Source organism: Streptomyces sp. NPDC058525, assembly GCF_042719495.1.
Taxonomy (GTDB): domain Bacteria; phylum Actinomycetota; class Actinomycetes; order Streptomycetales; family Streptomycetaceae; genus Streptomyces.
The window spans coordinates 116,611-143,197 of the sequence record NZ_JBHXNP010000008.1 but is presented as its reverse complement, the minus strand read 5'-3'; the positions used below and the strand labels follow the sequence as shown (position 1 = coordinate 143,197).

Sequence of the window (26,587 nt, the reverse complement as noted above, 5' to 3'; positions counted from 1 at the left end):
GCGGGGAGCAACAAAAGGTCCGGGGAAGCCACTTCGAGCGCGCCTTGCGGCGCGGGCTTCCCCGGACCTCTCGTACGTCGTGCGCGGCTCCCGCTACGCGGCGCCCAGCAGGCGCTCCAGCACCACCGCGATGCCGTCCTCGTCGTTGGAGGTCGTCACCTCGTCGGCCACCGCCTTGAGCTCCGCGTGGGCGTTGGCCATCGCCACGCCGTGCGCCGCCCACCCGAACATCGGGATGTCGTTGGGCATGTCGCCGAAGGCGATCGTCTCCCCCGCCTTCACCCCGAGCCGGCGCGCGGCCAGCGACAGGCCGGTGGCCTTGGTCAGCCCCAGCGGCAGGATCTCCACGATCCCGGGACCCGCCATGACGATGTCGACCAGGCTGCCCACGGTCTCCCGGGCCACCTTGACGAGCGCGTCGTCGTCCAGCCCCGGGTGCTGGATGTACAGCTTGTTCAGCGGGGCCGTCCACACCGCGGCGGTGTCCTCCAGGTATATGGCCGGCAGGCCCTCCTGCACCTGGTAGCCCGGCCCGAACAGGACCTCGCCGTCCACACCGTCCCGGCTGGCCGCCAGGGCCAGCGGACCGATCTCGGCCTCGATCTTCGCCAGCGCCAGACCGGCGAGCTGCCGGTCCAGCGTCACCGACGTCAGCAGCCGGTGTGCGCCCGCGTCGTAGACCTGGGCGCCCTGCCCGCAGACGGCGATGCCCTTGTAGCCGAGGTCGTCCAGTACGTGCCGGGTCCAGGGCACGGCACGGCCCGTGACGACGATGTGCGCCGCGCCCGCCGCGGTGGCCGCGACGAGCGCTTCACGGGTGCGTTCCGAGACGGTGTCGTCGCCACGCAGCAGCGTGCCGTCGAGATCGGTCGCGACGAGCTTGTACGGGAACGGGGCCGGGGTCACTTGGTGATCGGCTCCAGGACCTCGCGGCCGCCCAGGTACGGACGCAGCGCCTGCGGCACGTGCACCGAACCGTCGGCCTGCTGGTGGTTCTCCAGGATGGCGACGATCGTGCGCGGTACGGCGCACAGGGTGCCGTTCAGCGTGGACAGCGGCTGGGTCTTCTTGCCGTCGCGGTAGCGGATCGACAGGCGGCGGGCCTGGAAGCCGTCGCAGTTCGAGGCGGAGGTCAGCTCGCGGTACTTGCCCTGGGTCGGGATCCACGCCTCGCAGTCGAACTTGCGCGAGGCGGAGGCGCCCAGGTCACCGGTGGCGACGTCGATCACCTGGAACGGCAGCTCCAGGCTGGTCAGCCACTGCTTCTCCCACTCCAGCAGGCGCTGGTGCTCGGCCTCGGCCTCCTCCGGCGCGACGTACGAGAACATCTCGACCTTGTCGAACTGGTGGACGCGGAAGATGCCGCGGGTGTCCTTGCCGTACGTGCCGGCCTCGCGGCGGAAGCACGGCGAGAAGCCGGCGTAGCGCAGCGGCAGCTTGTCGGCGTCGATGATCTCGTCCATGTGGTACGCGGCGAGCGGGACCTCGGAGGTGCCGACCAGGTAGTAGTCGTCCTTCTCCAGGTGGTACACGTTCTCCGCGGCCTGGCCGAGGAAGCCGGTGCCCTCCATGGCGCGCGGACGGACCAGCGCCGGGGTGAGCATCGGGATGAAGCCGGCTTCGGTGGCCTGGGCGATGGCCGCGTTGACCAGGGCCAGCTCGAGCAGCGCGCCCACGCCGGTCAGGTAGTAGAAGCGCGAGCCCGACACCTTGGCGCCGCGCTCGACGTCGATGGCGCCCAGCGACTCGCCGAGCTCCAGGTGGTCCTTCGGCTCGAAGCCCTCGGCGGCGAAGTCGCGGATGGTGCCGTGCGTCTCCAGGACGGTGAAGTCCTCCTCGCCGCCGACCGGGACGTCCTCATGGACGATGTTGCCGAGCTGGAGCAGCAGCCGCTTGGCGGCTTCGTCCGCCTCGTTCTGCTCGCTCTCGGCCGCCTTGACGTCCTGCTTGAGCTGCTCGGCCTTCTTCAGGAGCTCCGCCCGCTCCTCCGCGGAGGCCTTCGGGATGAGCTTGCCGAGCGACTTCTGCTCATTGCGCAGTTCGTCGAAGCGCATGCCGGAGGACCTGCGGCGCTCGTCGGCGGAGAGCAGTGCGTCGACGAGTTCGACGTCCTCTCCACGAGCGCGCTGCGAGGCGCGGACACGGTCAGGGTCTTCACGGAGCAGCCGGAGGTCAATCACCCCTCCAGGCTACCGGGCTGGGGTTCCTGGGATCACACCGATATCACGCTGCGTGTCGCTATGTCCTAATTGCCGCGAATGCATAAGTCTTGGCTGCTGGCCGGAAGCGAACCTTCTCGGGCGGTCAATAAAAGCGGGCCCATTCCCCGAAAAGGGGCACATCGGCAGCCGCGTGCCGTGCCTGAGCAGGGCCGGAGGCGGTTCCTTGTCCACAGGAATTACCTGCCGGCGGATCTTATCCACAGGCTGTGTGCCGCATCTGTGGACACGTAAATAGATCATTAGCAACCGGCGGGGCCTCGGGGCGAATCAGGGTTCAAACCACCCTCACACACTCATTCGGGTGGGAATGACTCGCCCCAAAGAGTTGATCCACGATACGGGGGTGACGCCGTTCACCTTCCGCTCCCCAGCGCGAAACCTGAGCCCCACGACCGATTTGTCGACCTTGTCGTGCTGCTCTGTCGACTTGTCCCCAGGTCCCCATCTCGGCCTGTGGATAACTCTGTGGACAGTGGACGAAGCCTCAGGCCCGGCCGTCGAGGCAGCGCGTCAGCCAGTCGGAGGCGGCCGTGAAGTCGCCGTCGGAGGTTCCCGGCCTCGGGGCCCGGACGTCACCCTGAGCGACGCCCGCCCGCGGATAGGACCCGAGGAAACGGACCTGCGGGCAGGTGCGCTTGAGGCCCATGAGGGCCTCGCTGACGCGCCGGTCGGAGATGTGGCCCTCGGCGTCGACCGCGAAGCAGTAGTTGCCGATGCCCTCGCCCGTCGGCCGGGACTGGATCAGCATCAGGTTGACCCCGCGCACGGCGAACTCCTGGAGGAGCTCCAGCAGCGCACCGGGGTGGTCGTCGCCGAGCCACAGCACGACGGAGGTCTTGTCGGCGCCGGTCGGGGCGGCGGGCCGGGCGGGGCGCCCGACGAGCACGAACCGCGTCTCGGCGTTCTCGGCGTCGTGGATCTCGGTGACCAGCGGGACGAGCCCGTAAGTGGCGGCGGCGAACTCGCCGGCGAAGGCCGCGTCGAAGCGCCCCTCCTGGACCAGCCGGGCGCCGTCGGCGTTCGAGGCCGCCGACTCCCACACCGCGTCGGGCAGGTTCGCCCGCAGCCAGTTCCGCACCTGCGGCTGGGCGACCGGGTGCCCGGTCACCGTCTTGACGTCCGACAGGGCGGTACCGGGGCGCACCAGGAGCGCGAACGCGATGGGCAGCAGCACCTCGCGGTAGATCATCAGCGGCTCGCCGGAGGCCAGCTCGTCGAGGGTGGCGGTTACCCCGCCCTCCACCGAGTTCTCGATCGGCACCAGGGCGGCGGCGGCCTCGCCGTTGCGCACGGCGTCCAGGGCGGCCGGGACCGACACCATCGGGACGAGCTCCCGGGTGGCTGCCTCCGGCAGTGTGCGCAGGGCGGCTTCGGTGAAAGTGCCCTCGGGACCGAGATACGTGAAGCGGGTTGCCGACATGCAGTCAGCCTAATGCCGGGGTGCTGCCCACCGGGGTGCTGTTCACCCCTCGAGCAGCCGCTGCCCCACGTACTCGCCGGTGCGCGGACCGGGCGGAACGGCGTAGAGCCCGCTGGACTCGTGCCGGATGAAGGCCGACAGCGCGTCACCGCGGTCGAGCTTGCGCTGGACGGGGACGAACCCGCGCAGCGGATCGGCCTGCCAGCACACGAAGAGGAGTCCCGCGTCGGGCGAACCGTCGGGGCCGATCCCGTCGTGGAAGGAGAAGGGGCGCCGCAGCATGGCGGCCCCGCCGTTCTGCTCGGGGGCGGAGATCCGGGCGTGCGCGTTGGACGGGATGACCGGCTTGCCGTCCGGGCCGATCTTGTCGAGAGCCATCTCGGTGGTCTCGCCGCCGCCGGTCAGCGGGGCTCCGGTGGCCTTGGTCCGGCCGATCACCTGCTCCTGCTGGGCGACGGACTGCTTGTCCCAGTCGTCGAGGAGCATCCGGATGCGCCGGACGACGGCGTACGAGCCCCCCGCCATCCAGGCGTGCTCGGCGGGCCCGGGCCCGGCGGCGGGCACGAAGATCCGCTTGTCGAAATCGGGCTCCGAGGGCTTCGGGTTGCCCGTGCCGTCGATCTGGCCCATGAGATTGCGGGCGGTCATCGGGGAGGCCGTGGCGCCGCGGGAGCGGTTGAAGCCGTTCATCTGCCAGCGGACGCGGGCCGCCTCCCCGGCGTCCTTCTGGAGGGCGCGCAGGGCGTGGAACGCGACGAGCCCGTCGTCCGCGCCGATCTGGACCCACAGGTCGCCGTTGCTGCGCTGGGCGTCGAGCCGGTCTGAGGAGAAGTCCGGCAGCGGCTCCAGGGCGGCGGGGCGGCGGGCGGTGAGGCCGGTGCGCTCGAAGAAGGAGTGGCCGAAGCCGAAGGTGACGGTCAGGGAGGACGGGCCGGCATCGAGGGCGATGCCGGTGTCCTCGGTCGGGGCGGTCTCACCCGCCATCAGCCGCCGGGCGGTCTCGGACCAGCGCCGCAGCAGCGCGGCGGCCTCCGTGCGGCCGGCTCCCGCCGTGAGGTCGAAGGCGATGAGGTGACCCTTGGCCTGCAAGGGCGTGGTGATGCCGGCCTGGTGGTCGCCGTGGAAGGCGACCTGGGTGGCGCCGAGGGAGGACAGGCTGCCGGGGGTCCCGGAGCCGGAACCGCTCCCGGAGCCGCCGGCGAATGCGGAGTGCGCGAGGGCGCCGCCGGCGGCCCCCAGTGCGAGCCCGGTGGCGCCTGCGGCGCCGACGGTGCCCAGCAGCCGGCGGCGGGAGATCTCGATGTCGGTATTGCTCTGGGTCACGCGGGTCAGCCGATCTTCACGGTCTTCTGGACGGTCGTCTGGTCGATGTCGGACGTACGGACGGTCACGTCGATGCGCCATTCGCCCGCGAGCGGCAGCTGCACACCGGACGCCGTCCAGTGCCCGGGGGAGGAGCGTTCGGGCAGGAGGGGCAGGGGGCCGATGTCCTTCGCCGGGAGGGTGAAGGACACCTTGACCTCGGGGAGGTCGAGGGGCGTGCCCTCGCCGGAGTCAGCCCACAGATGCAGGGTGTTGGCGCCGACCCGCCCCGGGTCGAGCTCGAGCCGGACGTTCCCCTTGCCGTTCGGGCCGCCGGTGTCGAAGGGCAGGGTGATCTTCACGGCGCGGTCCGGAACCGCCGTCGAGACGGAGCCGCGGGAGGCCTCCCGCTCCACGGTGCGACCGGGCTCGGTGCTCGTGAGCACCGTGGTGACGGCGAGCAGGGCCACGGCGACCGCCGCCTCGGCGAGGACCGAACGGCGCAGGCCCGTACGGTCCGGATCCGCGTCACGGACCCGCTTCTCGCGCGCGTTGTCGAGGGCGGCGCGCTGCCGGGCGAGCTGGGCGGCGCGCCGGGGGTCGGCGGGCACGGCGACCGGCTCTGTTTCACGTGAAACATCGGCTGCGGATGCGGATGCGGATGCGGATGCGTCTGCGGCCGTTTCACGTGAAACAACGGCCCCGTCCACAGGTGCGTCGGCGAGCCGTGCGGTCCACTTGCGGGACATGTAGGCGATGGCGACGAGGACGGCGACCAGGCCGACCTTCAGGAGCAGCAGCTGCCCGTACGAGGTTCCGGTCAGTGCCGACCAGCTGCCGAGCTGGCGCCAGGACTGGTAGACGCCGGTGACCGCGAGGACCAGGACGCTGACGAAGGCGACCTGGGAGAAGCGCCGGACGGCGGCCCGCTCGATCCCGGGGACCTTGTGCAGGGCGACGAGCAGCGCGGCGAGCCCGCCGAGCCAGGTGGCCACGGCCAGCAGGTGCAGGATGTCCGCCGGCATGGCGATGCCGGGCTGGATGCCCGTGGAGGCGTGCTCGGACAGGGCCCAGGTGGCGGCGATGCCGGCGGAGACCACGGCCCCGCCGATGCCCAGGCCGAAGGTGAGGTCGTTGGTGTCCCGCGCCTCGGTGTCCCCGGCCTCCTCAGGCCCCTGCTTCGCGCCCTCCACCGCGCCCTCCACCGAGCCGTCCGCCGCGGTCGCGGCGCTCTGCCGGCGTGCGTAGACGCCGAAGAGGACCGCGATGAAGAGGGCCGCGGCGCCCAACAGGAGCAGCCGGGAGATCAGCGAGGCACCGGTCTTGGTCTCCAGGACGGCCTGCAGGCCCTCGAGGTCGAAGACGTCGGCGAACTTCCCGGACCCGGTGTACGGGGCGCGCAGCACGAGCATGGCGAGGGTGGCGGCCGTCAGGGTCACCCAGGCGCGTACGACGAGCTTCTGGAGCGGCCGCTCGGCGGCGCCCCGGCGCCAGCACAGCAGGATGAAGGCGGCGCCGCCGACGAGGACGGTGAAGCCGGCGTAGGCGGCGTAGCGGGCGATCCCGTACGCGATGCCGACGGGCCCGCCGCCCGTCTGCGCGGCGGGCAGGGTGACATCGGTGGCCGAGGGCGCGCCGATGGAGAAGGTGAAGGCGCCGGAGATGGGATGGCTGTCGGCGGAGACGGCCTGCCAGGCGACGGTGTACGTGCCGTTGGGCAGGCCGGAGTGCAGCGCGGTGCCGTAGCGGACGGTGCTGCCGCTGCACATGTCGCGCAGTTCGCCGGTGTCCACGCGCTTGCCCTGGGGGTCCAGCACGCGGATGGAGTCGTCGCCCAGGGCGACCTGCTCCGAGAAGGAGAGCGTGACCTGGGCGGGGGCCGTGGCGACCACCGCCCCGTCCGCGGGATCGCTCGCGGTGAGTGCCGCGTGCGCCGAGGCCGGGGAGGCCGCGGTGAACAGGGCTGCCAGCAAGGCCGGGAGGACCAGCACGAGCCGCGGCAGCAGTGCCGCGGTCCGGGCGTGAACCGTGGATGGGGCGGGGGCGGTGGCCGTCATGGCGAGTCGCTTCCTCGGTCCGTCAGTGACCGTTGCCGGCGGTGGATGTCGGAGCCTGCGCGGTGTTGTACGTCCGTTCCTTCACCTCGACCTCGACCTTGACCGGCGCGGCCTTCTCGAAGCGCAGCTCGATGGTGACCTTGTCGCCGACCTTCGGCGTGCTCTTGAGCCCCATGAACATGATGTGGTCGCCGCCGCGCGCCAGCTTGAGCTCGCCGTTGGCGGGCACGTCCAGGGACTGGACCTGCTGCATCTTCTGGTTCTTCGTCTCGTGGATCTGCAGGTCGTCGGAGAGCGAGGAGGTGACGCCGGTGAGCTTGTCGGCGGTCTTGGAGTCGTTCTTGATGACCATGAACGCGCCGGCCATCTTGTCGTTGACCGGCTGCGGCATGAAGGCGCCGCTGACCGTGGGCGCGGGCTTGGACGCCTCGTCCTCGGAGCCGGAACAGCCGGATATGGCGAGCGCTGCCGTCAGGGAGAGGGCGGCGGCGAGGGAGCGGGTGGTGCGGGCGTTCACGGGTTCTCTCCCTTGATGATCTTCGGCAGGTCCTTGGTGTAGTCCTCGACGGTCGTGCCCTCGCCGTAGAGGACGTAGCCCTCGTCGGTCTTGGGCGAGAAGCCGATGACCTGGGCGCCGTGCATGGACACGACGTTGCCGTTGGCGTCCGTCTTGGCGGCCTCGATACCGATGCCGAGAGCCCGCGCGGCGGCCTGGATGCTCGCGAAGTCCCCGGTGAGTCCGGTGAAGGACGGGTCCTGGGCCCTGAGCCACGCGCCGAGGGATTCGGGAGTGTCACGGTCGGGGTCGGTCGTGACGAAGACGACCTGGAGGTTGTCCTGGTCGGCCTTGGGGAGTGCCTTCTTGGCGACGGCGATGTTGCTCATCGTCAGCGGGCACACGTCGGGGCAGTGGGTGTAGCCGAAGTAGATGAGCGTCGGCTTGCCCTTGGTCTGCTCGCGCAGGTTCCACGGCTTGCCCGTGGTGTCGGTGAGGACCAGTTCCGGCTTGGTGAACGGGCGGTCCAGCACGGTCGCGGCCTTGTTCTTGCTCTGGCCGCCGGAGATCTGGTTGACCGCGCCGGGCTTGGCGGTCTCGCCGCCGCAGGCGGTCAAGGTGAGTGCGGCTGCCGCGATGAGTGCGGCGACCGTCACGCGTGTGGTGCGCATGGAGAAATGTCCCTGTGATCGGGGATGTGACGGACGTTCGGGAACGGCAGGGCGACGGGGCGCGGCCGGTCAGGCGGAGCGGCGGCGCGAGGCGACGCCGAAGGCGACACCGCCGAGCCCGATGACGATGCCGGCGATGCCGAGGGCGCGCGCGGTCGTGTCGGAGCCTTGCTCGGCGTCGGCCTGGTCGTGGCCGTGCTCGCCGTCCTTGGCCTTCTCGGCGGTGGGCTTGTCGGTGTTCTTGGCGCCGGCGTCGTGGTGGTCGGCACCCTGGGCGGCGGTCAGTTTCAGGACGGGCGCGGGGTTCTGCGGTTCCGCGGCGCCTTCCTTGGTCTCTTCGATCCAGCGGACGACCTCGCCGTTGTCGTAGGTCTGGATGGACTTGAAGACCATCTGCTCCGCGTTCTCGGGCAGCTTGCCCACGGAGAGCGGGAACTGCTGGAACTTGCCGGGCTCGATCTTGCCGCCGGACCAGGTGACCTTGGTGACGGCCTCGTTGATCTGCTTGCCGTGGACGGTGAGCGGCTTGTCGAGCTTGCTCTTCTCGACCGTCACGGTCCAGCCGGGAACGTCCTGCGGCATGACGGACGTGAGGGGCTGGTCGACCGGGAAGTTGACCTCCAGCTGGGTGGTCGAGGCGTTGTCGCGCTCGTTGGGGACCTTGAAGTTGATCGTCGCGTAGCCGCCCTTGGCGGCCTCGCCGGGCTGTACGCCGACGTGCGCGAAGGCGGTGCCGGACAGCAGCAGGACGGTACCGGCGGCGAGGGCGGCGGCGAAGGAGACGCGAGAGGTCTTCATGGCAGAAACACTCCACGGAAGCAGGGGTGACGGCGGCTCCGCGCACGGGTGCGTGCGGAGTTCCGCGGCACCCGCGTTCCCGTCGTGTGTCCCGGGAGAGGAGGTGCCGCGTCAGGCTGCGAGGGCGAGCGCCGCGGGTGGTCCGCGCCTGATCACCATGTGCTGGAGCGCCTCACGGCCGGTGGCGCCCGCGGGATCGGCCGCGGTCCGCAGGGCCCGCGGAGTGCCGGCGGGCGTGCCCGGGAGACCCGCGCGGAGGGCGCGTACGAAGGCCAGCGCGGCCCGCAACGGGCGCACCGGGTCGGCTTCGGCGGAGAGCCGGGACAGTTCGACGAGCCGGAAGAGCGCGGCGTCGCCGCGGCCGAGGAGCCAGCCGACGGCCAGTGCCGCCAGCAGGTGGCCGAGCAGCATGGCCGGGCTGAACAGCCCGGTCGCGGGGGCCGAGGCGGCCGCCTGCGCCACCTGGGCGTGCGCCCCGTGGCCCTGAGCGGCGAGCTGTCCCGCCTGAGCGGCCTCTGCGGTCAGGGCGGCCGGGTCGAGTCCGGCGGTCGTCAGGATCTGCCGGGCGTCCGCCGGGCTGAGCGGTACGGAGTTGCCCCCGCACACCAGCCGCGCGGCGAGCTCGGCCAGCGAACTGTCGGCCGAGGTGGCCGTTGTCGCTCCCGCCGACGCCGACGCCGACGCCGCCGCGGCACTGTGCTGGCCGAGGCCGAACACGGTGTGCAGCGCGAGCTGTCCGGCCGTCAGGCCCGCCGCGATGCCGGGCAGCGAGCGCCGGCGGCCGGCGAGCGGAGCGGCGACCGCGAAGACCGCGAGGAAGCCGAGGCACAGCGACCACCACGGCACCGTGGCACAGGACGCCAGGGCGTGCCCCGCCGCGGACAGCACGACACAGACCGCGGTGAACACCGCGGCCCGGATGAGCCGGAGGCCGGCTCCGGCGTGCGTCGCGTGGGGGGCAGTCATGGCCGGGCCATCATCGCACTGCGCTTAGGCCCTCCATACGGCAGGTCCGGAAGGTCCCATGAGTCCGGCATGGGACCCGGCCCGAGGCCCTGCCGGAGGGCCGCGGCGGGCACCGCCGCATATCCCGGATCCCGGGAGAGCCGCATCGGCCGAACGAGGGCAATGGAGCTCTTGGATGCCCTTTGGGCGCTTACGGTCCCCCGTGGGCGGCAATAGGTAACCGTATGAGCATCTGGTGGTCTCTCCACTTGAGGCGCGAAGCCGCGAGCGTGCCGCTCGCCAGGCGACTGCTGCTCGGAACGATGGAGACCGCTGGGGTGGACCCGGACATCTCCTACGACCTCTCGGTGGCGCTGAGCGAGGCGTGTGCGAACGCGGTGGAGCACGGCGGCGACGGCATGATCCCGGACGAGACCGAGGCGTACCACGTCACGGCCTATCTGGACGGGGACTGCTGCCGCATCGAGGTGACGGATTCGGGTCCCGGATTCCCGCCCTCAGCGGTGGCCCGTCGCAGACCCTCGCTGGCCGAGCACGGGCGCGGCATGCACCTGATCGAGGAACTGGCCGATCACGTCCGGTTCCGCAACCGGCCCGGCCGCGGCGCGGTCGTGAGTTTCGACAAGATGCTGAAGTGGCGCGACGACGCGCTGCTGAAGGTGTCGTAGGAACGCCGACGGGCGGGACCCCCGCAAGGATCCCGCCCATCAAGGCGCCGGGCTTGGCGCCGGCCGTGCTCGTCAGCCCTTGAGGCGTGCCATCCAGGCCTCGACCTCGACCGAGGTGCGGGGCAGGCCGGCCGACAGGTTCCGGTTGCCGTCCTCGGTGACGAGGATGTCGTCCTCGATCCGGACGCCGATGCCGCGGTACTCCTCGGGCACGGTCAGGTCGTCGGCCTGGAAGTACAGGCCGGGCTCGACGGTCAGGCACATGCCCGGCTCCAGGGTGCCGTCGACGTACGCCTCGGTGCGCGCGGCCGCGCAGTCGTGGACGTCCATGCCGAGCATGTGGCCGGTGCCGTGCAGGGTCCAGCGGCGCTGCAGGCCGAGTTCCAGGACGCGCTCGACCGGGCCCTCCAGCAGGCCCCACTCGACGAGCTTCTCGGCCAGGACGTGCTGGGAGGCGTCGTGGAAGTCGCGGAACTTGGCGCCCGGCTGGACCGCGGCGATGCCGGCTTCCTGGGACTCGTACACCGCGTCGTAGATCTTGCGCTGGATGTCGGTGTACGTGCCGTTGATCGGCAGCGTGCGCGTGACGTCGGCGGTGTAGAGCGAGTGGGTCTCCACGCCGGCGTCGAGCAGCAGCAGGTCGCCGGAGCGGACGTCGCCGTCGTTGCGCACCCAGTGCAGGGTGCAGGCATGCGGGCCGGCGGCGCAGATGGAGCCGTAGCCGACGTCGTTGCCCTCGACGCGGGCCCGCAGGAAGAAGGTGCCCTCGATGTAGCGCTCGGACGTGGCCTCGGCCTTGTCGAGGACCTTCACGACGTCCTCGAAGCCGCGGACGGTGGAGTCGACGGCCTTCTGCAGCTCGCCGATCTCGAAGTCGTCCTTCACGGCGCGGGCCTCGGAGAGGTAGACCCGCAGTTCCTCGTCCCGCTCCTTGGTCACCTTGTCGGTGAGGGCGGACTCGATGACCGCGTCGTGGCCGCGCACGTTCCGCACGGGGCCCTCGGCCTCGGTGAGGGCCTCGGCGAGCTCGCGGACGTCCTTGGCGGGGATGCCCAGGAGCTGCTCGGCCTCGGTGAGGGAGTGGCGCCGCCCGACCCACAGCTCGCCCTGGCCGGAGAGCCAGAACTCGCCGTTCTCGCGGTTGGAGCGGGGCAGCAGGTAGATCGCGGCCGTGTGGCCGGTCTCCCCGGTGGGCTCCAGGACCAGGACGCCGTTCTCGGTCTGGTCGCCGGTGAGGTACGCGTACTCGGTCGAGGCGCGGAAGGGGTACTCGGTGTCGTTCGAGCGGGTCTTCAGGCGGCCCGCGGGGACGACGAGGCGCTCGCCGGGGAAGCGCGCGGACAGCGCGGCGCGGCGGGCGGCGGTGTGCGCGGCCTGGGCGATGGGCTCGAGCCCGTGCAGCTCGGTGTCGGCCCAGCCGGTACGCATGCTCTCGGCGAGTTCGTCGCTGACGCCCGGGTACAGACCGTTCTTGCGCTGCTTGTGCGTCTTCTTGGGCTGCTCTTCTTCCGGGGTCTCCGGGGTGAGCTCGTCAGCCACGTCATTCTCCTCAGCTACGACGACAGGCACGGACCGGGGTGGGGCCCTTGTCCATCGTATGTGCGAGCACTCGCGGGCCCATGTGCTTTATCGCACAAACGACCGTTTTGATCGGTCGCATCGTGCTCACTCGAACCGGGCGGCGAGCAGGACGATGTCCTCGGGGAGGTCGGCCGGGTCGCCTTCGGGCAGTACGGTCCGCAGGATGTGCTCGCAGAGGGCCGCCGGGTCCTCCCGGGCGGTACGGGGGACCGACGCGGCCGCCGCGTGCAGCCGGGCGTAGGCGCGGTCCATCGGGTCGCCGGTGCGGCGCAGCAGCCCGTCCGTGTACAGCAGCACCGTTTCTCCGGGAGCGGGCTCGATCTCCACGCTGGGCGCCTCCCAGCAGGACAGCATCCCGAGCGGCGCGGAGAGCGAGGTCTCCACGTACTCGGTGCGGCGCTCGCCGATGAGCAGCGGCGGGGCGTGCCCGGCGCCCGCCAGGATCATCTTGCGCTGGGCGGGCTCGCAGTAGGCGAAGAGCGCGGTGGCCGAGCGCGCGGGCTCGGTGAGGCGCAGCAGCAGCTCCAGGTCGGACAGGACGGCGACCGGGTCCTCGCCCTCCATCACGGCGTAGGCGCGCAGCGAGGCGCGGAGCCGGCCCATCGCGGCGACGGCGCTGGGCCCCGACCCGGTGACGGATCCGACGGCCAGCCCCAGGGCGCCCTCGGGCAGCGGCAGCGCGTCGTACCAGTCGCCCCCGCCGCGCGGCCCGGTGTGGTGGCAGGCGGCGAGCTGGACTCCGGGGACCCGGGGGAGGCGGCTGGGCAGCAGCTCCTCGGTGACGGTGGCCAGGCGGGAACGGGAGCGCTCGACCTCCAGCATCCGGGCGAGGTGCTCGGCGGCGTGCCGTACGTACAGTCCGGCGAGGTCGCGCTGGCGGTCGCTGGGCTCGGCCTGCTCGTCGTAGAGCCAGACGGCGGCGCCGAGCCGGCCGGTGGCCTCGGCGGTCAGCGGGAGCGCGTAGCTGGCGGCGTAGCCCAGGCGGGCGGCCACCTCGCGGTGGCGGGGGTCGACGGGGGCGGCGAAGCCCCCGGTACCGGGAGGCTCGCCGGGTTCGGGGAGCACCTCGGAGCCGCCCTGGGCGTCGGGGAGCCCGTCGAGGATGCGGCCGTACGAGGTCGCGCTGCGCGGCACGGTCTCGATGTGGCCGAGGTCGGCGTGGCCGAGCCCGAGGCCGATCGTGCTCGTGGGGCCGAGTCCGTCGGAGGGTTCCAGGACGATCAGGCCGCGGCGGGCGCCGACGAGTGCGGCGCCGGCGCGCAGGAACTCGTGGAGGGAGGACTCGAGATCGCCGGTGCGGGCGAGGCGCTCGGTGAGCTCGTGGAGGGTGGTGAGGTCCGAGACCATGCCTGCCAGCCGGTCCTGGATGAGACCGCCCGCGCCGGGTGCCGGGGCCGGGGCGGGGGTGGTTCGGGCGGGCGTGGGCGCCACAGTGTGCGGTGGCGTCGTAACCGTTGGATCGATTCCAGCCACTTTCGGCAGATGCGGGGCGCTCATGGCGTCCGCCTTTCCACCTGGTGCGATTCGCCAAATAGCATCGCAAACCCCCAGATCGTGCTGCGCCGCCATCAAGGAATCCACATCTACACGCACACACGGATGCATGTCCAGCATTGCCCAGGTGGGAATCCTGGTGTCCGTGGGACGGCAACTCACTGTCGAGCCAAGGCTAGAACTTGGCCGGAAAAAGCCGGAAGCAAGCGGTTTTTGCGATCGACTGGACGCGCTCCACAAGGGGTCCGGGTACGTAATCGGTAGTGCCCGGGGCCAGTTGGTGCGGCTCCGGCACTGTTCTGTCGCGATCTCGGCACCGCTGAGATGCTCCGCGTGACCTGCCCGGTGAGGGGCCGGGAACCGACCGGGGACGGCCGCCGTCCTTAGCGGCGGCAGCCGGTGCGGACTTGCGTTCCATGACAAAACTGCACAAACCGTGTGAACCTGCTTATGGCGGACAGTGACGCGAAACCTGTACGTGTGGTGATACACCGCTTACATGGTGTGATGTGGCCCTCGGCGTTCAACGGAAAGGAACGAGCGCTCATGCGCGAGATCCTCGGAAGGCGTCTCCAGCGGCTCCGCGATCGCTTTCAATCCCTGCGCCCCACCCCGCGACAGACCGGCACGACGCCGGCTCTCCTCGAAGCGGCGCTCACCTGCGCCACCGACTGGCAGTGGCCCGTACTGCCCGGCGTCGGCCGCTCCGCCGCGGACGGCTCGCGCTGCGCCTGCCCCGACCCCGAGTGCGTCGTCCCCGGCGCGCATCCCTTCGACCCGGGTCTGCTCGCGGCCACCACCGATCCCCGGATGGTGACCTGGTGGTGGACCAACCGGCCCACCGCACCTGTCCTGATGGCCACCGGGGGGACCGCTCCGTGCGCGGTGAGCCTCCCGGCCGGTGCGGCCGCGCGGGCCCTCGTACGGCTGGACGCGCAAGGCATGCGGCTCGGGCCGGTCGTGGCCACGCCCACTCGGTGGTCGCTGCTGGTGGCCCCGTACTCGCTGGAACTGCTCGGCGAACTCCTCTACGCAAAGGATCACGTGCCGTCCTCGCTGCGCTTCCACGGCGAGGGCGGCTACCTCCTGCTGCCGCCCTCCGCCGCTTCCAGCGGCGGCCAGGTCCGGTGGGAGAGGGAGCCGTCATCGGAGCCGTCTGCGGGGCCGGCCGGGCGCGCGGGCGCGCCCGATCTCTGGCTCCCGCAGGTGGAGGCGGTCGTGGACGCGCTGGTCGAGGCGAGCAGCGGTGCACCGGGCGGCGGGAGCAGACTCGCCTACTGACCTGCCCGGTTCGGCTGGTCAGCGGGCGGACGGCACCCGTGCGGATCACTCGTACGGGTGCCGGCGAGACCGGTTTCCAAGGGAATTGGGCGCGGGGATCTCCGTGCCCCATTCCCGCATCGCTATGTTCGGCGAATGAATCTCCGCCTGATCGGTATCGGCGCCGGTGTGCTGATCATCTTGTCGCTCCCGCTCGCAGGAGCGATCGCCGGGCCGGATTTCGCCGGTCAGGACGACGGAAAGAGCGGCGGCTTGTTCTCGACCCTCGGGCTGTCGGACTCTTCGCGGACCGCACCCACGACTCCAACGACTCCAACGACTCCCACGGCTCCCGCGCGTGCGGGGACGGCGGCTGCGACGCCGCCGGCGGCCGGGCCCGAACGGCGCGGCCCCATCGAGCAGCCCCGTACGGATTCCCGGTGCGGCCCCGAGCTCTCCTCGCCCCATGGTGTGGAGGCGCAGACCTGCGTCCTGGTGGGCGAGGGGCAGACGTGGGGCCGGAGTTACTACCGCAACACGAGCGGTCGCCCGCTGGATGCCGTGCTGACGGTCATGGGGCCCGCCGGGCGGACGGTGCAGATCCTGTGCGCGGTGGGCGCGGGCGACGAGCCGGGGCTGTGCGAGACGCCGAAGGAGGAGTCGGCGGGGGCTCCGGACAGCTACTCGGCCGTAGCGGAATTTGCAGTTCCGGATGATGAAGGGAAGCTGCTCCTGCGGTCCGGGAGCAACTCTCCGGTACCGGGAGACGGTTGAGAACCGTCGGAATATGAAGGCCCGGTCGCTGGCGACGGGGGATGCACCAGCGACCGGGCTACAAGAACGGTAACAAGAGATCGCCTGTACGCAAATTCGATCTCTGATATTCAGACACCGATTTGCAGACGGTTAGCGGGAGTTGTGACTCCTGTCACCGGATCTGCGCGAGAGCGCAGGTCAGCTGAGGGTCACCTGTCGGTTGGTGAGCCCGCCGCGCGCCCGGCGCTCCTCCGTGGTCAGCGGTGCGTCCGAGGCCAGAGCCGTGGCCAGCCGTTCGGCGAGCGCCGCCGCGGGCTTCTCGACGTCGTCGGCCGTGACCCCGGTGGGCAGGTCCCAGACGGGGACCATCAGGCCGTGCGCGCGGAAGGAGCCGACGAGCTTGGTGCCCTCGCCGAGCGAGGCCGTGCCGGCCGCGTGCAGCCGCGCGAGGGCGTCGAGCAGCTTCTCCTCGGGGTGCGGCATGACCCAGCGCAGGTGGTTCTTCTCCGGGGTCTCGCACCAGTAGGCCGCGTCCACGCCCGTCAGCTTGACGGTGGGAATGGCGGCCGCGTTGGCCCGTTCCAGCGAGGCGGCGATCTCCGGGGAGGCGCTCTGGGCGCTCTCCGATTCCGGAATCCAGAATTCGAAGCCGGTGTGCACAACCGGCTCGAAAACGCCGTCGGAGTCCAGGAGATCCTGAAGTCGCGGACCGTCGGCCGGAACTCGGCGCGCCAGAATCGGAGTTCCCGGCTCCGCTACGAGCGCACGCTCCAGGGTGTCGGCCATATCGCGGCCGAGGTCCCCGCTGGAGGAGTCGTTCTGCAGGCCGAGGAGGACGGAACCGTCCTCGCGGCGCAGTGCCGGCCACGCCATGGGGAGCACCGTGACCAGCGTGACGGAGGGAACGCCCTCGGGCAGGCCGCCCTTGAGGGTCAGCGGAACGGTGGCCGCCGGTACGAGTTCGCGCAGCGCGACCCAGTCGCACTCGCCCGGCAGGCCCTCGAAGGGGCGCCGTACGTGCTCGGTGACGGCGTGCGCCGCGGCCGCGCCGTGGCAGGCCTTGTAGCGGCGCCCGGAGCCGCAGGGACAGGGCTCGCGCGCGCCCACCACCGGGATTTCACCGTTGTTGAGCTGCGGCTTTGCAGTCTTGGCTGCGGGGCGCTTCTTGGCCATCGTGCGTGTCTCCCGGTTGCGGCGGTACGGCGTCGTGTCTGGGCGCGAGCCTAGCCGTTCGTACCGCCGGAACCGGTGGGATGCGGCCGGGAGCACGGTCGGCGTGCGCTCCCGGACGGCCGCCTGTGCGATGCCCGGTGCTGCTGTGGTGCTGCGCTGTGTGTGCTGTTGCGGTGCTGCCGCTGTTCGCTCGGTTGCGGATCCCGGTCCCGGACCGTGGTTCACGTGTCCAGGTCGTCGAACGCGGTACTGAAGTCGATCGCCGGGGACGCAACGCGCGTAGCGAAATCCTCGTGCCGGGTCCCACAGGCAACGATCACCCAGACGGTGACCTCACCCGCCGCTCCATCCCGGACACCCCAGTCCTGGGCCAGCGCGCTGATGATGTTCAGCCCGCGGCCGCCCCGTGCGGTGACCGAAGGCGTGGCCGGGACCGGGCGGGTGGGCCCGCCGCCGTCCGTGACCTCGACCGTCAGTCGACCCGCTTCGTCGACGCGCCATGCGGCGCGTATCTCCCCGTCCCCGACTTCCCGCGCTCCCAGGGGCCTGCCGTGTCGGCAAGCGTTGCTGAGCAGTTCGGAAAGGATCAGTACGGCATCGTCCACGACCGATTCGGACACCCCGCTGATGCGCAACTGCTCACGCATCCGGTGTCTCGCCTCGCCCACGCCCGCAGGACCATGGCGTACATCCATGCACGACGACGTGGGCACTTCCTGTGCCACCACCAACGCCACCCCCGGAACCTCCTTAGCCCCACGCATGGTCTGGATGCCCCAATGGCCTGGACCGGAAACCGTCGAAGCGGAGCCCTCTGACGCATTCGGACCGACCGGATGCGGAGCGGATGCGCCGGAGCACACCCTGTTACCGGCGGGGTGGGAGGGGCTGGTGGGCAAAACGGGACGTCAGCGCCCCAGTTGGGACAGAACTTGACGCGGTCTGTTCGTGATGATCGCTTCTACACCCAAATCAGCGCAGAGCTGAACGTCTTGGGGATCGTTCACTGTCCAGACATGGACGGAATGGCCCGCGCTCTGGAGCTTGCGGATGAAGCCGGGGTGGCTGCGCACGATGCGCATCCCGGGGCCGGCGATCTGCACGCCGGCGGGCAGCCGGCCGTCGCGCATCCGGGGCGAGATGAACTGCATCAGGTACACGGTGGGGATCGTCGGGGCCGCGGCCCGCACCCGGTGCAGCGAGCGGGCGGAGAAGCTCATCACGCGCACGGGGTGCGGCCCCTCGGCGGCGGGCGCGTCCAGGCCGAACCGCTTGAGCAGGAAGAGCAGGCGCTCCTCCACCTGTCCGGCCCAGCGGGTCGGGTGCTTGGTCTCGATCGCGAGGGGTACCGGCCGCCCGGCGTCGGAGACCAGCTCCAGCAGGCGCTCCAGGGTGAGGACGGAGGTGCGCTCGGGGTCCCCGTCCCAGTCGGGGGACTCCTCGCGGTCCTTCCAGGAGCCGAAGTCCAGGGCGGCGAGATCGGCCAGCTCCAGGGCGGAGACGGCGCCGCGGCCGTTGGAGGTGCGGTTCACCCGGCGGTCGTGGACCAGGACCAGATGCCCGTCGGCGGTCAGCCGGATGTCGCATTCGAGGGCGTCGGCGCCGTCCTCGATGGCTTTGCGGTAAGCGGCCAGGGTGTGCTCGGGGGCGTCCTCCGAAGCGCCGCGGTGGGCGACGACCTGGATGGGGCGCGGCGATGCGTGGGTCACTGGGTCATGGTGCCACCGACCGGCCGATCGGCGCCGGGGCCCGGTCCTGCGGATGCGTCCGGAATGCCGGATATAAAGAATGGCGGGAGATGCACAGGTCCGGCTTACAGTGCTCTGACGGGCCATGGGAAAGGCTTTGCCCAGGAACTTGTACGGCACGTCGAACGTTCAGTCGGCCCGATACGACAGAGAATTCCGAAGCCGTGTGTGACGAGGAGAGAGCGCTGTGAGCACCGAGAACGAGGGCACCGCGGCCCCTACACCCCCCGCGGCCCCGTCCGTACCCCCTGCTCCGGCCTCCGAGACGCAGGCGGCCGGACCGGCGCCCGCGCCGGCCGCCGAGCCGGCGACCCAGCAGCTGCCGCACACGGCGGCCCCGGGCACCGAGCCGACGCAGCAGATCCCGCCCGTGCCGGAGGCCCCGGCGGTCGCCCCGCCCGCGGCTCCCGCCGCGGCTCCGGCCCCCGCCCAGGCTCCGGCCCCTGCCCAGGCTCCGGCCCCTGCCCAGGCTCCGGCCCCTGCCCAGGCTCCGGCCCCTTACGGACAGCCGGCCCCTTACGGACAGCCCGCCCCTCCCGGGCAGCCCGTGCCCTACGGCCAGCCCGCGCCGGCCCCTGTCCCGGCCGCGCACGGGGCCGAGGGCTGGCCGCCCCCGCCGCCCACGGTGCCCGCGTACGGTGCGGGCGGCGGCCACGGCGGCGGCGCCTGGGGCGCCCCGCTCGGCGCTGACGGCACCCCGCCGGCCAAGCCGAAGGGCAAGGGCGGCCTGATCGCCGGCGTGCTGGTGGCGGCGCTGCTGGCCGGCGGTATCGGCGGCGGCGTCGGCTACTGGGCCGCGGACCGGAGCAAGGACGGCACCGGCTCGACCACGATCAGCGCCGGCAACACCCCGAAGGACCTCAAGCGGGAAGCGGGCTCCATCGCGGGGCTCGCCGCGGGCGCACTGCCCAGCGTGGTCACCATCGAGGCCTCGGCCGGCGACGGCGACGGCGGCACCGGCACCGGGTTCGTCTACGACCAGCAGGGCCACATCCTCACCAACAACCACGTCGTGGCCTCCGCCGCGAACGGCGGCAAGCTCACCGCCACCTTCTCCGACGGCAAGAAGTACGACGCCGAGGTCGTGGGCCGGGCCCAGGGCTACGACGTCGCCGTCCTCAAGCTGAAGACCCCGCCCGCCGGCCTCAAGCCGCTGCCGCTCGGCGACTCCGAGAAGGTCGCGGTCGGCGACGCGACCATCGCGATCGGCGCCCCCTTCGGCCTGTCCAACACGGTCACCACCGGCATCGTGAGCGCCAAGAACCGCCCGGTCGCCTCCGGGGACGGCTCCGGCGGCAAGAACTCGTACATGAGCGCGCTCCAGACGGACGCCTCGATCAACCCGGGCAACTCCGGCGGCCCCCTCCTCGACGGCCGCGGCGCCGTCATCGGCATCAACTCGGCGATCCAGTCGGCGGGCAACGGCGGCTTCGGCGGCGGTCAGGCCGGTTCGATCGGCCTCGGCTTCGCCATCCCGATCAACCAGGCGAAGAACGTCGCCGAGTCGCTGATCAAGACGGGCAAGCCGGTCTACCCGGTGATCTCGGTCTCCGTCGACCTCCAGGCCAAGTCAGAGGGCGCCAAGATCTCCGAGCAGGGCGCCCCCGCCAACGACCTGGTCGACCCGAACGGCCCGGCCGGCAAGGCGGGCCTCAAGCCCGGCGACATCATCACCGAGTTCGGCGGCAAGCCGGTCGACAGCGGCCCGACCCTCATCAGCATGATCTGGACGTACAAGCCCGGCGACACGGTGAAGCTGACCTACCTGCGCGGCGGCAAGCCGACCACGGTCGACATCACCCTCGGCTCGCGGGTCGGGGACAAGTAGCGGGACGCGCCGCCCGGCGCGGCGGTGGCTTGATGGGAGGGGCCGTGGGCGGGATTCAGCCTACGGCCCCTCCCAATGTCCGCTTATGCTTCACGGGTGTTCGATTCCCGGCACATACGAACGTTCCACACCGTGGTCGCCTCAGGCTCCTACTCGGCGGCCGCCCGCGTGCTGGGGTACACCCAGCCCGCCATCACCCAGCAGATGAAGGCGCTCGAACGCGCCGTCGGAACCCCGCTGTTCACCCGCGTGGGCAGGAAGATGCAGCTCACCGAGGCCGGGGAGTCCCTGTCGCGGCACGCCGAGACCATCCTCGGCAGCCTGTCCGCCGCCGAGGCCCAACTCAAGGCGTACGCACGCCTGCGCACGGGGCGCGTACGGCTCTGCGGCTTTCCCAGCGCCAATGTCACCCTCGTCCCCGAGGCGTTGAGCTGCCTGGCCAAGGAGCACCCGGGCATCCAGGTGGAGCTGCTGGAGGGAGAGCCGCCGGAGTCGCTGCGCCGGCTGGAGCGTGGGGAGTGCGACATCACCCTGGCCTTCACCTATCCCGGGCTGCACGAGGAGGTCCCGGAGGAGGTCGCCGAGGTCAGGCTGCTGGAGGACCAGCTGACGGTGCTGCTCCCGACCGGGCACCCGCTGGCCCGCCGCCGGGCCGTCCACCTGGCCGATCTCTCCGAGGAGCAGTGGATAGCGGGCTGCCCGCGCTGCCGGGCCAATCTGCTGCACGAGTGCGCGGAGCTGGGCTTCGTACCCGACATACGCTTCGCCACCGATGACAACCTGGTGGTGCAGAGCCTGGTCGGGCAGGGGCTGGGCGTGGCCATGATGCCCGCGCTGGTGCTGCCCTCGCTGTCGCTGAGCCGGGTGTGCGGACGGGCTCTCCAGCCCGCCGCCCGCCGTCACATCGCCGCCTACGTCTACCGCGACCACCTGCGCGTCCCGGCGACGGCGGTGGTGCTCGACGCGTTGAAGAGCGCGGCCGCGAACCGGGTCGGCTGCTGACCAATCCATAAGCAGAGCTTGGGATTTCGGGTCACAACTGTCGTTGGACGTGATCGAACGACGGCAGGACGCTGCCGTTATGACCACCACCACGCCGGCCCGTACGACGACCACGAGGATGGCCGCCCTCGTCAGTGAGATCCGCAGCGTCGTGGACCGGGGGCTGGCCCCGGACCTCACCGCGTACCTGGTGGGCGAACGCCTCGCCCCGCACCTGGGCGCACCCGACCTGCTGACCCCGGCGCAGCAGGAGGGCGACCCGGAGCGGTACCGGCAGCACGTCCTGCACGCCGAGTCCGACGGCAGCTTCTCGGTGGTGGCGCTGGTGTGGCTGCCCGGCCAGGAGACGTGCATCCACGATCACGTGTCGTGGTGCGTGGCCGGGGTGCACCAGGGCGAGGAGAGCGAACGCCGCTACCGGCTCTCGCCCGGACCGGACTCCGCCCGGCTGGTGGCCACCGAGGACGTGGTCAACGGCCGGGGCGAGGTCTGTGGGTTCGCGCCGCCCGGGGACATCCACCGGGTGCGCAACTCCTGCGGTGCGAAGGCGATATCCGTGCACGTCTACGGCGCCGACGTCTCCAGGCTGGGCACCAGCATCCGTCGGGTCTACACGCTCCCCGTCGACTGATGGCGCTCCTCCACCGCCCCCAAGGTGTGCCGGTCCGGCATGTTTCACGTGAAACATCCACCGTCTGGCCGGGGTTGGCGGCGGCGGCGGGCGGCGCGCTGGCGGCCTGGTGCATCCACCGGGTGGTACCGGCCGTCCCCATGCTGACCGCGTCGGTGGTGCTGGGCATCGCCGTGGCACACCTTCCCGGCCTGCGGGGCTACGTTCGCGGAACCGCCCGTCCCGGCCTCTCCCTGGCAGGGCGGCGGCTGATGCGGATCGGCATCGTCCTGCTGGGCCTCGGCCTGGGGCTGGACCAGGTCCTGCGGCTCGGCTGGGCGACCGTGGCCATGGTGGCCGCGGTGGTCGCGGCCACGTTCTTCGGCACCCTCTGGCTGGGGCGGCGCCTCGGACTCCCGGGCGACCAGCCGCTGTTGGTCGCCACCGGTTACTCGATCTGCGGGGCCTCGGCGATCGGCGCGGTGAGCGAGGTGTCGGGGAGCGACGAGGAGGACGTGGCCTCCTCGGTGGCGCTGGTGACCCTGTGCGGGACGCTCGCGATCGCGGTGCTCCCCCTCCTGCAAGGGCCCCTGGGGCTCTCCGACCCCGCCTTCGGGCGGTGGGTCGGCGCCAGTGTCCACGACGTCGGCCAGGTGGTGGCCACCGCGCAGACCGCGGGCCCGGGGGCGCTCGGCGAAGCGGTGCTGGTCAAGCTGATGCGGGTGGCGCTGCTCGCCCCGCTCGTCGCGGCCGTCGCCTTCTCCGTACGGGCCAGGCGGCGCGGGGTGCGTACGGCCTCGGGCCGCCGGCCTGCCCCGGTGCCCCTGTTCGTGGCCGGGTTCCTGGCCGCGGCGGCCCTGCGCGCCACGGGCGCCCTGCCCGACCTGGCCCTGGAATGGGCCCACACCGCGCAGGAGGCCCTGCTCGCGGCGGCCCTGTTCGGCCTGGGCAGCGCCGTGCACCTGCCGACCCTGGCCCGGACCGGCGGGCGGGCCGCGGCGCTCGGCCTCGGGGCCTGGGTGGTCGTGGCGGGGGTCTCGTACGCGGGCGTGCTGCTCACCGCATGACATCGGAGAGGGAAGGGAGTTGGCCATTTCATGGCCGGAACCGACCGAACGTTCTGACTGCCCGCTGACAATGATGCGCGGCCGTGCCACTCTGCCCGGCAAGCGCACACCCGCACCGCCCGGCACGGCCCGCACACACCGCACGACCGATCCGCACCGACCGTTCTTCACCCCCACCCTGCCCTGGTCCGACCGACAGGCACGGACCGGGCACGGCAGAAGGAGTCATGCGTGAATCGTCACCGCATCGCCGCATCCGTCCTCTTATCGGCAGGCGCCCTGATCGCGGGGGCGCTGACCGCGGCCTCCCCGTCGGCCGCGGCGGACACGTCCGCGTCCTTCCGGCAGCAGCACACCCAGGGCTTCTGGACTGCCGAGCGGATGCGGGCCGCGACCCCGCTCGACATCACGGCGGCCCCCGGCACGGCCCGTACGCCGGTCGCCGCCCCGGTCACCTCGGCCGCCCCCACCCGCATCGCCCCGACGGCCGCCTCCGCGTCGCCCACCGCCTTCCCGCAGCCGGGCGGGGCCTGGACGGGCGGCGGAGCGGTGGTGAAGACCTCGGGCCGGGTCTTCTTCACCATGGGCGGCCGGACCGCCTCCTGCTCCGGCGACTCGGTCACCAGTGCCAACGGCAGCACGGTCATGACGGCCGGCCACTGCGTGAAGTACCAGGGCGCCTGGCACACCAACTGGGTCTTCGTCCCCGCCTACAACAACGGCAGCGCGCCCTACGGCCAGTGGTCCGCGACGAAGACCTTCGCCACCGACCAGTGGGCCGCCAGCGAGGACATGAACATGGACGTCGGCCTCGCCGTCGTCGCCCCGCTGAACGGCCAGACCCTGAGCCAGGTCGTCGGAGCCCAGGGCATCCTCTTCAACGGTGGCTACAACAAGAGGATGTACTCCTTCGGCTTCCCCGCTGCGGCCCCGTACGACGGCACCAAGCTCGTCTACTGCAGCGGCAACAGCGGCAAGGACTTCCTGCTCACCAAGGACCACAGCCTGGCCTGCAACATGACGGGCGGCTCCAGCGGCGGCCCCTGGTTCCAGGACTTCAACGAGACCACGGGCCTCGGCACCCAGGTCTCGGTGAACAGCTTCGGCTACACCTTCCTGCCGAACCGGATGTACGGCCCGTACTTCGGCAACGAGGCGAAGGCGGTCTACGACAAGGCCCAGACCGCCTGACCCTCACCGGCCCCGCCACCCCCACCTGGCCGGTACTCTGTACCGGCCAGGTGGGTTGCCCGAGCGGCCTAAGGGAACGGTCTTGAAAACCGTCGTGGCAGCGATGTCACCGTGGGTTCAAATCCCACACCCACCGCCAGGTCAGAGAAGTAGCAGGTCAGAGGGCGGGCACCCGATCAGGGTGCCCGCCCTTTTCCTGACCGGCGGGTACGGGCCATCCGCGGGCCCGGATCGCGGCGCTAGAGCTGCGCACTCCTGGCGTCGCGCCGCCGTGCCACGTAGCGGAGCAGGGCCCAGATCGCCGTGGCGTTGACCAGGGCGCCGACCAGGACCGCGCCGTAGAAGCCGAATTCGGACCACATGTCGAGCTTGGTGTCGACGGACGTGTCCGGTGCCACCCAGTCCGAGGGGCGCGGGGCGGACTCCGGGATGAACTCCGTGGGCGGCTCGGGAGGCGGCTGCGAGCCTTCGTAGACGGGCCCCTCGACTAGGGCCGGGTCGTCCGGGGCGTCCGGGGTGGGCCAGAAGACGCTCAGCAGGGCGAGGCTGACCGGCGCGGTGGCGAGGATGGGCCAGACTCCGAAGAACCCGATGTCCCCGATCCGGCTGCCGATCGCGACGTAGAGCAGCATCGCGACCACCAGCGCCAGGTATCCACCGGGCACCCACAACTCAGGCTTCGACCAGCGCCGCACCATGACGTTCCCCGTTCCGTTCCGCTTCGTTCGACCTGTGCCCAGTCTCGAAGCTGCCGAGGATCGCCACCTGAGTACGCCTACTCACCCTGTTCGGCCCTGAGTACCTGGTCAGAACCGTGCACGGCGCGCACGCCGGGGACATCGCGCAACGTATCCCCCATGTCCGGCACACGGTGCGGAGGATTCCGCGACGTGAACCGACCGGCAGAGGGCGGGTCCCCGTTGCGGGGCCCGCCCTCTGTCTTTCTACTGGTCGGCGTCGGGATCCCCCGACTTCCCGGCGCCGACCAGTGCACAGGGGCCGGCCGTGGCGGCCGGCCCGCCCGCGAGGCGGGCGACGTCAGTGCACGTCAGCGGCCGTTGGTGTGGCTGCCCTCCCGGCGCCGGCGCCTGCGGGCGCCGAGGGCTCCCGCCAAACCGATCAGGCCTCCCGTGATCGCGCCGGACACGAGGATGCGCAGCAGGTCTTCCATCCAGTACTCCCCCTCTGAGCCAGGTTCACCACGACGCGTTCCACGCGCGTGGGGCCCTGATCACCACGACTGGGGACACTAGCGACGCGAGGACGGCCTGGCTTGGACAAATTTGACCTCGGCCGTCACTGCGGGAGGGCTCCCTCCGCCACGCGTGCGGCGGCCATCCGGCCCGGGGTGGTCCCGGCCAGGGCGCGGAACTCGCGGTTGAGGTGCGCCTGGTCGTAGAAGCCGCAGGCCGCCGTCACGTCGGTGGGGTTGGCTCCCTCCCGGGTGAGCAGCCGTACGGCCCGGTGGAAGCGCAGCACGCGGGCGGACGTCTTGGGGGTCAGCCCGATCTGCTCGGTGAAGCGGCGGATCAGGTAGCCCTGGCTCCAGCCCAATTCGGCCGCGATCCGGCCGACCGGGATCGCCCCGCCGGAGCGGGACAGCAGGCGCCACGCGTGCCGGACCTCCGGCGCGGGCTCCGGGCCGCGCGCGAGGCGGGCCGACAGCGCGAAGTCCAGCAGGTCGAACCGGGCTCCCCAGTCGCTGGTGGCGGCCAGGTGTTCCACCAGCAGTCCGGCCTGGGGACCGAGCACGTCGCCGAGCTCGACCGCCCTGTTCGTCAGCTCGCTCATCGGTACGGCGAACAGCCGGAAGGCCCCGAGCGGGGTCAGCTCGAGCCGGATGGCCTCCTGGCCGCCGGGGTGGTCGCACACCCGCGGCCCGTCCTCCAGCCCCACCACCAGAGAGCCGGTCACCTGGCTGTTGTTCGGGTTCGCGTCCGCCAGCCGTCGGACCTGGGCGAACGGCTCGCCCAGGTTGATCACCACGACGGCTCGGCCCGTGGGAACCAGCCGCACCCGGTAGGGCGAGGCCGCCGCCTCCCAGTAGCCGGCATAGCTGTGCAGGAAGGGGCGCAACTGGGGAGGCCACGGCCGGGTCACCCGCCACCGGTTGCCCACCCGGGTCATCTCGACTCCCAGACCGGTCGTGCCCGCGCTTCCGGCCACCGGCATATCGCCCTCCCTCCCGAGGCGACGAGCGCCCACGGCTCAGGGGGCAATTGTGGTCCGAGAACGCACGGGAGCGTCGTGGCGCGGGACAGGGGTGTCCACATCGCG

The 26,587-nt window shown here is 71.6% G+C and carries 24 protein-coding genes, 1 tRNA gene and 1 pseudogene; 9 read left to right on the top strand and 17 right to left on the bottom strand.

Going from position 1 to position 26,587, the window contains the following annotated elements; translation table 11 throughout:
* Window positions 1–93: 93 nt before the first annotated feature.
* The 9 genes from ACFWP3_RS07020 to ACFWP3_RS06980 all read right to left on the bottom strand — a co-directional run bounded on the left by ACFWP3_RS07020 (window position 94) and on the right by ACFWP3_RS06980 (window position 9,932).
* On the bottom strand, window positions 94–906 hold the full coding sequence (locus tag ACFWP3_RS07020) for an HAD family hydrolase (protein WP_384216979.1): 813 nt from the start codon (window positions 904–906) through the stop codon (window positions 94–96).
* Window positions 903–2,180, bottom strand: a complete 1,278-nt coding sequence (gene serS, locus ACFWP3_RS07015) for a serine--tRNA ligase (RefSeq protein ID WP_384216976.1) — start codon at window positions 2,178–2,180, stop codon at window positions 903–905. Before serS ends, ACFWP3_RS07020 begins: the two co-directional genes overlap by 4 nt.
* Window positions 2,181–2,706: 526 nt before the next feature.
* Entirely contained in the window at window positions 2,707–3,642 is a 936-nt protein-coding gene (gene pheA, locus ACFWP3_RS07010) for a prephenate dehydratase (RefSeq protein ID WP_384216974.1), read from the bottom strand.
* Window positions 3,643–3,684: 42 nt separating this feature from the next.
* Entirely contained in the window at window positions 3,685–5,046 is a 1,362-nt protein-coding gene (gene efeB, locus ACFWP3_RS07005; RefSeq protein ID WP_384216971.1) for an iron uptake transporter deferrochelatase/peroxidase subunit, read from the bottom strand.
* Complete coding sequence (locus ACFWP3_RS07000; RefSeq protein WP_384216969.1) at window positions 4,971–7,001, bottom strand: copper resistance CopC/CopD family protein; 2,031 nt, start codon at window positions 6,999–7,001, stop codon at window positions 4,971–4,973. The genes efeB and ACFWP3_RS07000 overlap by 76 nt, the downstream gene beginning before the upstream one ends.
* A 22-nt stretch (window positions 7,002–7,023) precedes the next feature.
* Window positions 7,024–7,518 carry a copper chaperone PCu(A)C gene (locus ACFWP3_RS06995; protein WP_384216966.1) on the bottom strand — a complete coding sequence of 165 codons (495 nt, stop codon included), beginning with the start codon at window positions 7,516–7,518 and terminating at the stop codon, window positions 7,024–7,026.
* Window positions 7,515–8,168: an SCO family protein gene (locus tag ACFWP3_RS06990; protein WP_384216964.1), complete on the bottom strand. Its 654-nt coding sequence runs from the start codon at window positions 8,166–8,168 to the stop codon at window positions 7,515–7,517. Before ACFWP3_RS06990 ends, ACFWP3_RS06995 begins: the two co-directional genes overlap by 4 nt.
* A gap of 69 nt (window positions 8,169–8,237) precedes the next feature.
* On the bottom strand, window positions 8,238–8,966 hold the full coding sequence (locus ACFWP3_RS06985; RefSeq protein WP_384216962.1) for a YcnI family protein: 729 nt from the start codon (window positions 8,964–8,966) through the stop codon (window positions 8,238–8,240).
* A gap of 111 nt (window positions 8,967–9,077) precedes the next feature.
* Window positions 9,078–9,932: a hypothetical protein gene (locus ACFWP3_RS06980; RefSeq protein WP_384216960.1), complete on the bottom strand. Its 855-nt coding sequence runs from the start codon at window positions 9,930–9,932 to the stop codon at window positions 9,078–9,080.
* A 224-nt stretch (window positions 9,933–10,156) separates the two neighbouring features.
* Between ACFWP3_RS06980 and ACFWP3_RS06975 the strand changes: the two genes are divergently transcribed.
* Window positions 10,157–10,600, top strand: a complete 444-nt coding sequence (locus ACFWP3_RS06975; RefSeq protein WP_384216957.1) for an ATP-binding protein — start codon at window positions 10,157–10,159, stop codon at window positions 10,598–10,600.
* Window positions 10,601–10,672: 72 nt separating this feature from the next.
* On the opposite strand, the gene ACFWP3_RS06970 is transcribed toward ACFWP3_RS06975, so the two are convergent.
* Together ACFWP3_RS06970 and ACFWP3_RS06965 are read right to left on the bottom strand one after the other, a co-directional pair.
* Entirely contained in the window at window positions 10,673–12,139 is a 1,467-nt protein-coding gene (locus ACFWP3_RS06970) for an aminopeptidase P family protein (RefSeq protein ID WP_384216955.1), read from the bottom strand.
* A gap of 126 nt (window positions 12,140–12,265) precedes the next feature.
* Window positions 12,266–13,795: a PP2C family protein-serine/threonine phosphatase gene (locus ACFWP3_RS06965; RefSeq protein WP_384216954.1), complete on the bottom strand. Its 1,530-nt coding sequence runs from the start codon at window positions 13,793–13,795 to the stop codon at window positions 12,266–12,268.
* 426 nt (window positions 13,796–14,221) lie between these two features.
* Between ACFWP3_RS06965 and ACFWP3_RS06960 the strand changes: the two genes are divergently transcribed.
* Together ACFWP3_RS06960 and ACFWP3_RS06955 are read left to right on the top strand one after the other, a co-directional pair.
* Window positions 14,222–14,956, top strand: a complete 735-nt coding sequence (locus ACFWP3_RS06960; RefSeq protein ID WP_384216952.1) for a bifunctional DNA primase/polymerase — start codon at window positions 14,222–14,224, stop codon at window positions 14,954–14,956.
* Between the two features lie 135 nt (window positions 14,957–15,091).
* Complete coding sequence (locus tag ACFWP3_RS06955; RefSeq protein WP_384216950.1) at window positions 15,092–15,709, top strand: hypothetical protein; 618 nt, start codon at window positions 15,092–15,094, stop codon at window positions 15,707–15,709.
* 180 nt (window positions 15,710–15,889) lie between these two features.
* Here the strand turns inward: ACFWP3_RS06955 and ACFWP3_RS06950 are convergent, their stop codons facing one another.
* From ACFWP3_RS06950 to ACFWP3_RS06940, 3 genes and pseudogenes are all read right to left on the bottom strand, one after another.
* Window positions 15,890–16,864 carry a DUF5926 family protein gene (locus tag ACFWP3_RS06950; protein WP_384216947.1) on the bottom strand — a complete coding sequence of 325 codons (975 nt, stop codon included), beginning with the start codon at window positions 16,862–16,864 and terminating at the stop codon, window positions 15,890–15,892.
* Window positions 16,865–17,085: 221 nt separating this feature from the next.
* A pseudogene (locus ACFWP3_RS06945) lies at window positions 17,086–17,687 on the bottom strand (ATP-binding protein).
* An 85-nt stretch (window positions 17,688–17,772) separates the two neighbouring features.
* Window positions 17,773–18,573, bottom strand: coding sequence for a glycerophosphodiester phosphodiesterase (locus ACFWP3_RS06940; RefSeq protein WP_384216945.1), 801 nt, complete (start codon window positions 18,571–18,573; stop codon window positions 17,773–17,775).
* 226 nt (window positions 18,574–18,799) lie between these two features.
* Here ACFWP3_RS06940 and ACFWP3_RS06935 point away from each other — a divergent pair, with 226 nt between their 5' ends.
* The 6 genes from ACFWP3_RS06935 to ACFWP3_RS06910 all read left to right on the top strand — a co-directional run bounded on the left by ACFWP3_RS06935 (window position 18,800) and on the right by ACFWP3_RS06910 (window position 24,449).
* Window positions 18,800–20,440 (top strand): S1C family serine protease, encoded by a 1,641-nt coding sequence (locus ACFWP3_RS06935; RefSeq protein ID WP_384216942.1) that lies wholly within the window; start codon window positions 18,800–18,802, stop codon window positions 20,438–20,440.
* 96 nt (window positions 20,441–20,536) lie between these two features.
* Window positions 20,537–21,442: a LysR substrate-binding domain-containing protein gene (locus tag ACFWP3_RS06930; RefSeq protein ID WP_384216940.1), complete on the top strand. Its 906-nt coding sequence runs from the start codon at window positions 20,537–20,539 to the stop codon at window positions 21,440–21,442.
* Between the two features lie 79 nt (window positions 21,443–21,521).
* Window positions 21,522–22,073 (top strand): cysteine dioxygenase, encoded by a 552-nt coding sequence (locus ACFWP3_RS06925; RefSeq protein WP_384216937.1) that lies wholly within the window; start codon window positions 21,522–21,524, stop codon window positions 22,071–22,073.
* The gene (locus ACFWP3_RS06920; RefSeq protein ID WP_384216935.1) at window positions 22,073–23,119 is read left to right on the top strand and encodes a YeiH family protein; all 1,047 of its coding nucleotides are present in this window, start codon (window positions 22,073–22,075) and stop codon (window positions 23,117–23,119) included. Before ACFWP3_RS06925 ends, ACFWP3_RS06920 begins: the two co-directional genes overlap by 1 nt.
* Before the next feature lie 231 nt (window positions 23,120–23,350).
* Window positions 23,351–24,310, top strand: a complete 960-nt coding sequence (locus ACFWP3_RS06915) for a peptidase (protein WP_384216932.1) — start codon at window positions 23,351–23,353, stop codon at window positions 24,308–24,310.
* A gap of 49 nt (window positions 24,311–24,359) precedes the next feature.
* Window positions 24,360–24,449 (top strand) — tRNA-Ser (locus ACFWP3_RS06910).
* A gap of 100 nt (window positions 24,450–24,549) precedes the next feature.
* Here the strand turns inward: ACFWP3_RS06910 and ACFWP3_RS06905 are convergent.
* The 3 genes from ACFWP3_RS06905 to ACFWP3_RS06895 form a co-directional block, all read right to left on the bottom strand.
* Entirely contained in the window at window positions 24,550–24,975 is a 426-nt protein-coding gene (locus tag ACFWP3_RS06905) for an SCO4225 family membrane protein (RefSeq protein ID WP_384216929.1), read from the bottom strand.
* A gap of 383 nt (window positions 24,976–25,358) precedes the next feature.
* Entirely contained in the window at window positions 25,359–25,481 is a 123-nt protein-coding gene (locus ACFWP3_RS06900) for a hypothetical protein (RefSeq protein ID WP_384216926.1), read from the bottom strand.
* A gap of 125 nt (window positions 25,482–25,606) precedes the next feature.
* Complete coding sequence (locus tag ACFWP3_RS06895) at window positions 25,607–26,482, bottom strand: helix-turn-helix domain-containing protein (RefSeq protein ID WP_384216923.1); 876 nt, start codon at window positions 26,480–26,482, stop codon at window positions 25,607–25,609.
* Window positions 26,483–26,587: the final 105 nt, after the last annotated feature.

Excerpts from the sequence above, each read along its gene's own strand:
- ACFWP3_RS06925 (WP_384216937.1), top strand. The coding sequence starts at position 21,522 with ATGACCACCACCACGCCGGCCCGTACGACGACCACGAGGATGGCCGCC.
- pheA (WP_384216974.1), bottom strand. The coding sequence starts at position 3,642 with ATGTCGGCAACCCGCTTCACGTATCTCGGTCCCGAGGGCACTTTCACC.
- ACFWP3_RS06950 (WP_384216947.1), bottom strand. The coding sequence starts at position 16,864 with ATGGCCAAGAAGCGCCCCGCAGCCAAGACTGCAAAGCCGCAGCTCAAC.
- efeB (WP_384216971.1), bottom strand. The coding sequence starts at position 5,046 with ATGGCGCATCGACGTGACCGTCCGTACGTCCGACATCGACCAGACGAC.
- ACFWP3_RS06980 (WP_384216960.1), bottom strand. The coding sequence starts at position 9,932 with ATGACTGCCCCCCACGCGACGCACGCCGGAGCCGGCCTCCGGCTCATC.
- ACFWP3_RS06990 (WP_384216964.1), bottom strand. The coding sequence starts at position 8,168 with ATGCGCACCACACGCGTGACGGTCGCCGCACTCATCGCGGCAGCCGCA.
- ACFWP3_RS07000 (WP_384216969.1), bottom strand. The coding sequence starts at position 7,001 with ATGACGGCCACCGCCCCCGCCCCATCCACGGTTCACGCCCGGACCGCG.
- ACFWP3_RS06900 (WP_384216926.1), bottom strand. The coding sequence starts at position 25,481 with ATGGAAGACCTGCTGCGCATCCTCGTGTCCGGCGCGATCACGGGAGGC.
- ACFWP3_RS06975 (WP_384216957.1), top strand. The coding sequence starts at position 10,157 with ATGAGCATCTGGTGGTCTCTCCACTTGAGGCGCGAAGCCGCGAGCGTG.
- ACFWP3_RS06965 (WP_384216954.1), bottom strand. The coding sequence starts at position 13,795 with ATGCTGGACATGCATCCGTGTGTGCGTGTAGATGTGGATTCCTTGATG.
- ACFWP3_RS06985 (WP_384216962.1), bottom strand. The coding sequence starts at position 8,966 with ATGAAGACCTCTCGCGTCTCCTTCGCCGCCGCCCTCGCCGCCGGTACC.
- ACFWP3_RS06920 (WP_384216935.1), top strand. The coding sequence starts at position 22,073 with ATGGCGCTCCTCCACCGCCCCCAAGGTGTGCCGGTCCGGCATGTTTCA.
- ACFWP3_RS06960 (WP_384216952.1), top strand. The coding sequence starts at position 14,222 with ATGCGCGAGATCCTCGGAAGGCGTCTCCAGCGGCTCCGCGATCGCTTT.
- ACFWP3_RS06955 (WP_384216950.1), top strand. The coding sequence starts at position 15,092 with ATGAATCTCCGCCTGATCGGTATCGGCGCCGGTGTGCTGATCATCTTG.
- ACFWP3_RS06895 (WP_384216923.1), bottom strand. The coding sequence starts at position 26,482 with ATGCCGGTGGCCGGAAGCGCGGGCACGACCGGTCTGGGAGTCGAGATG.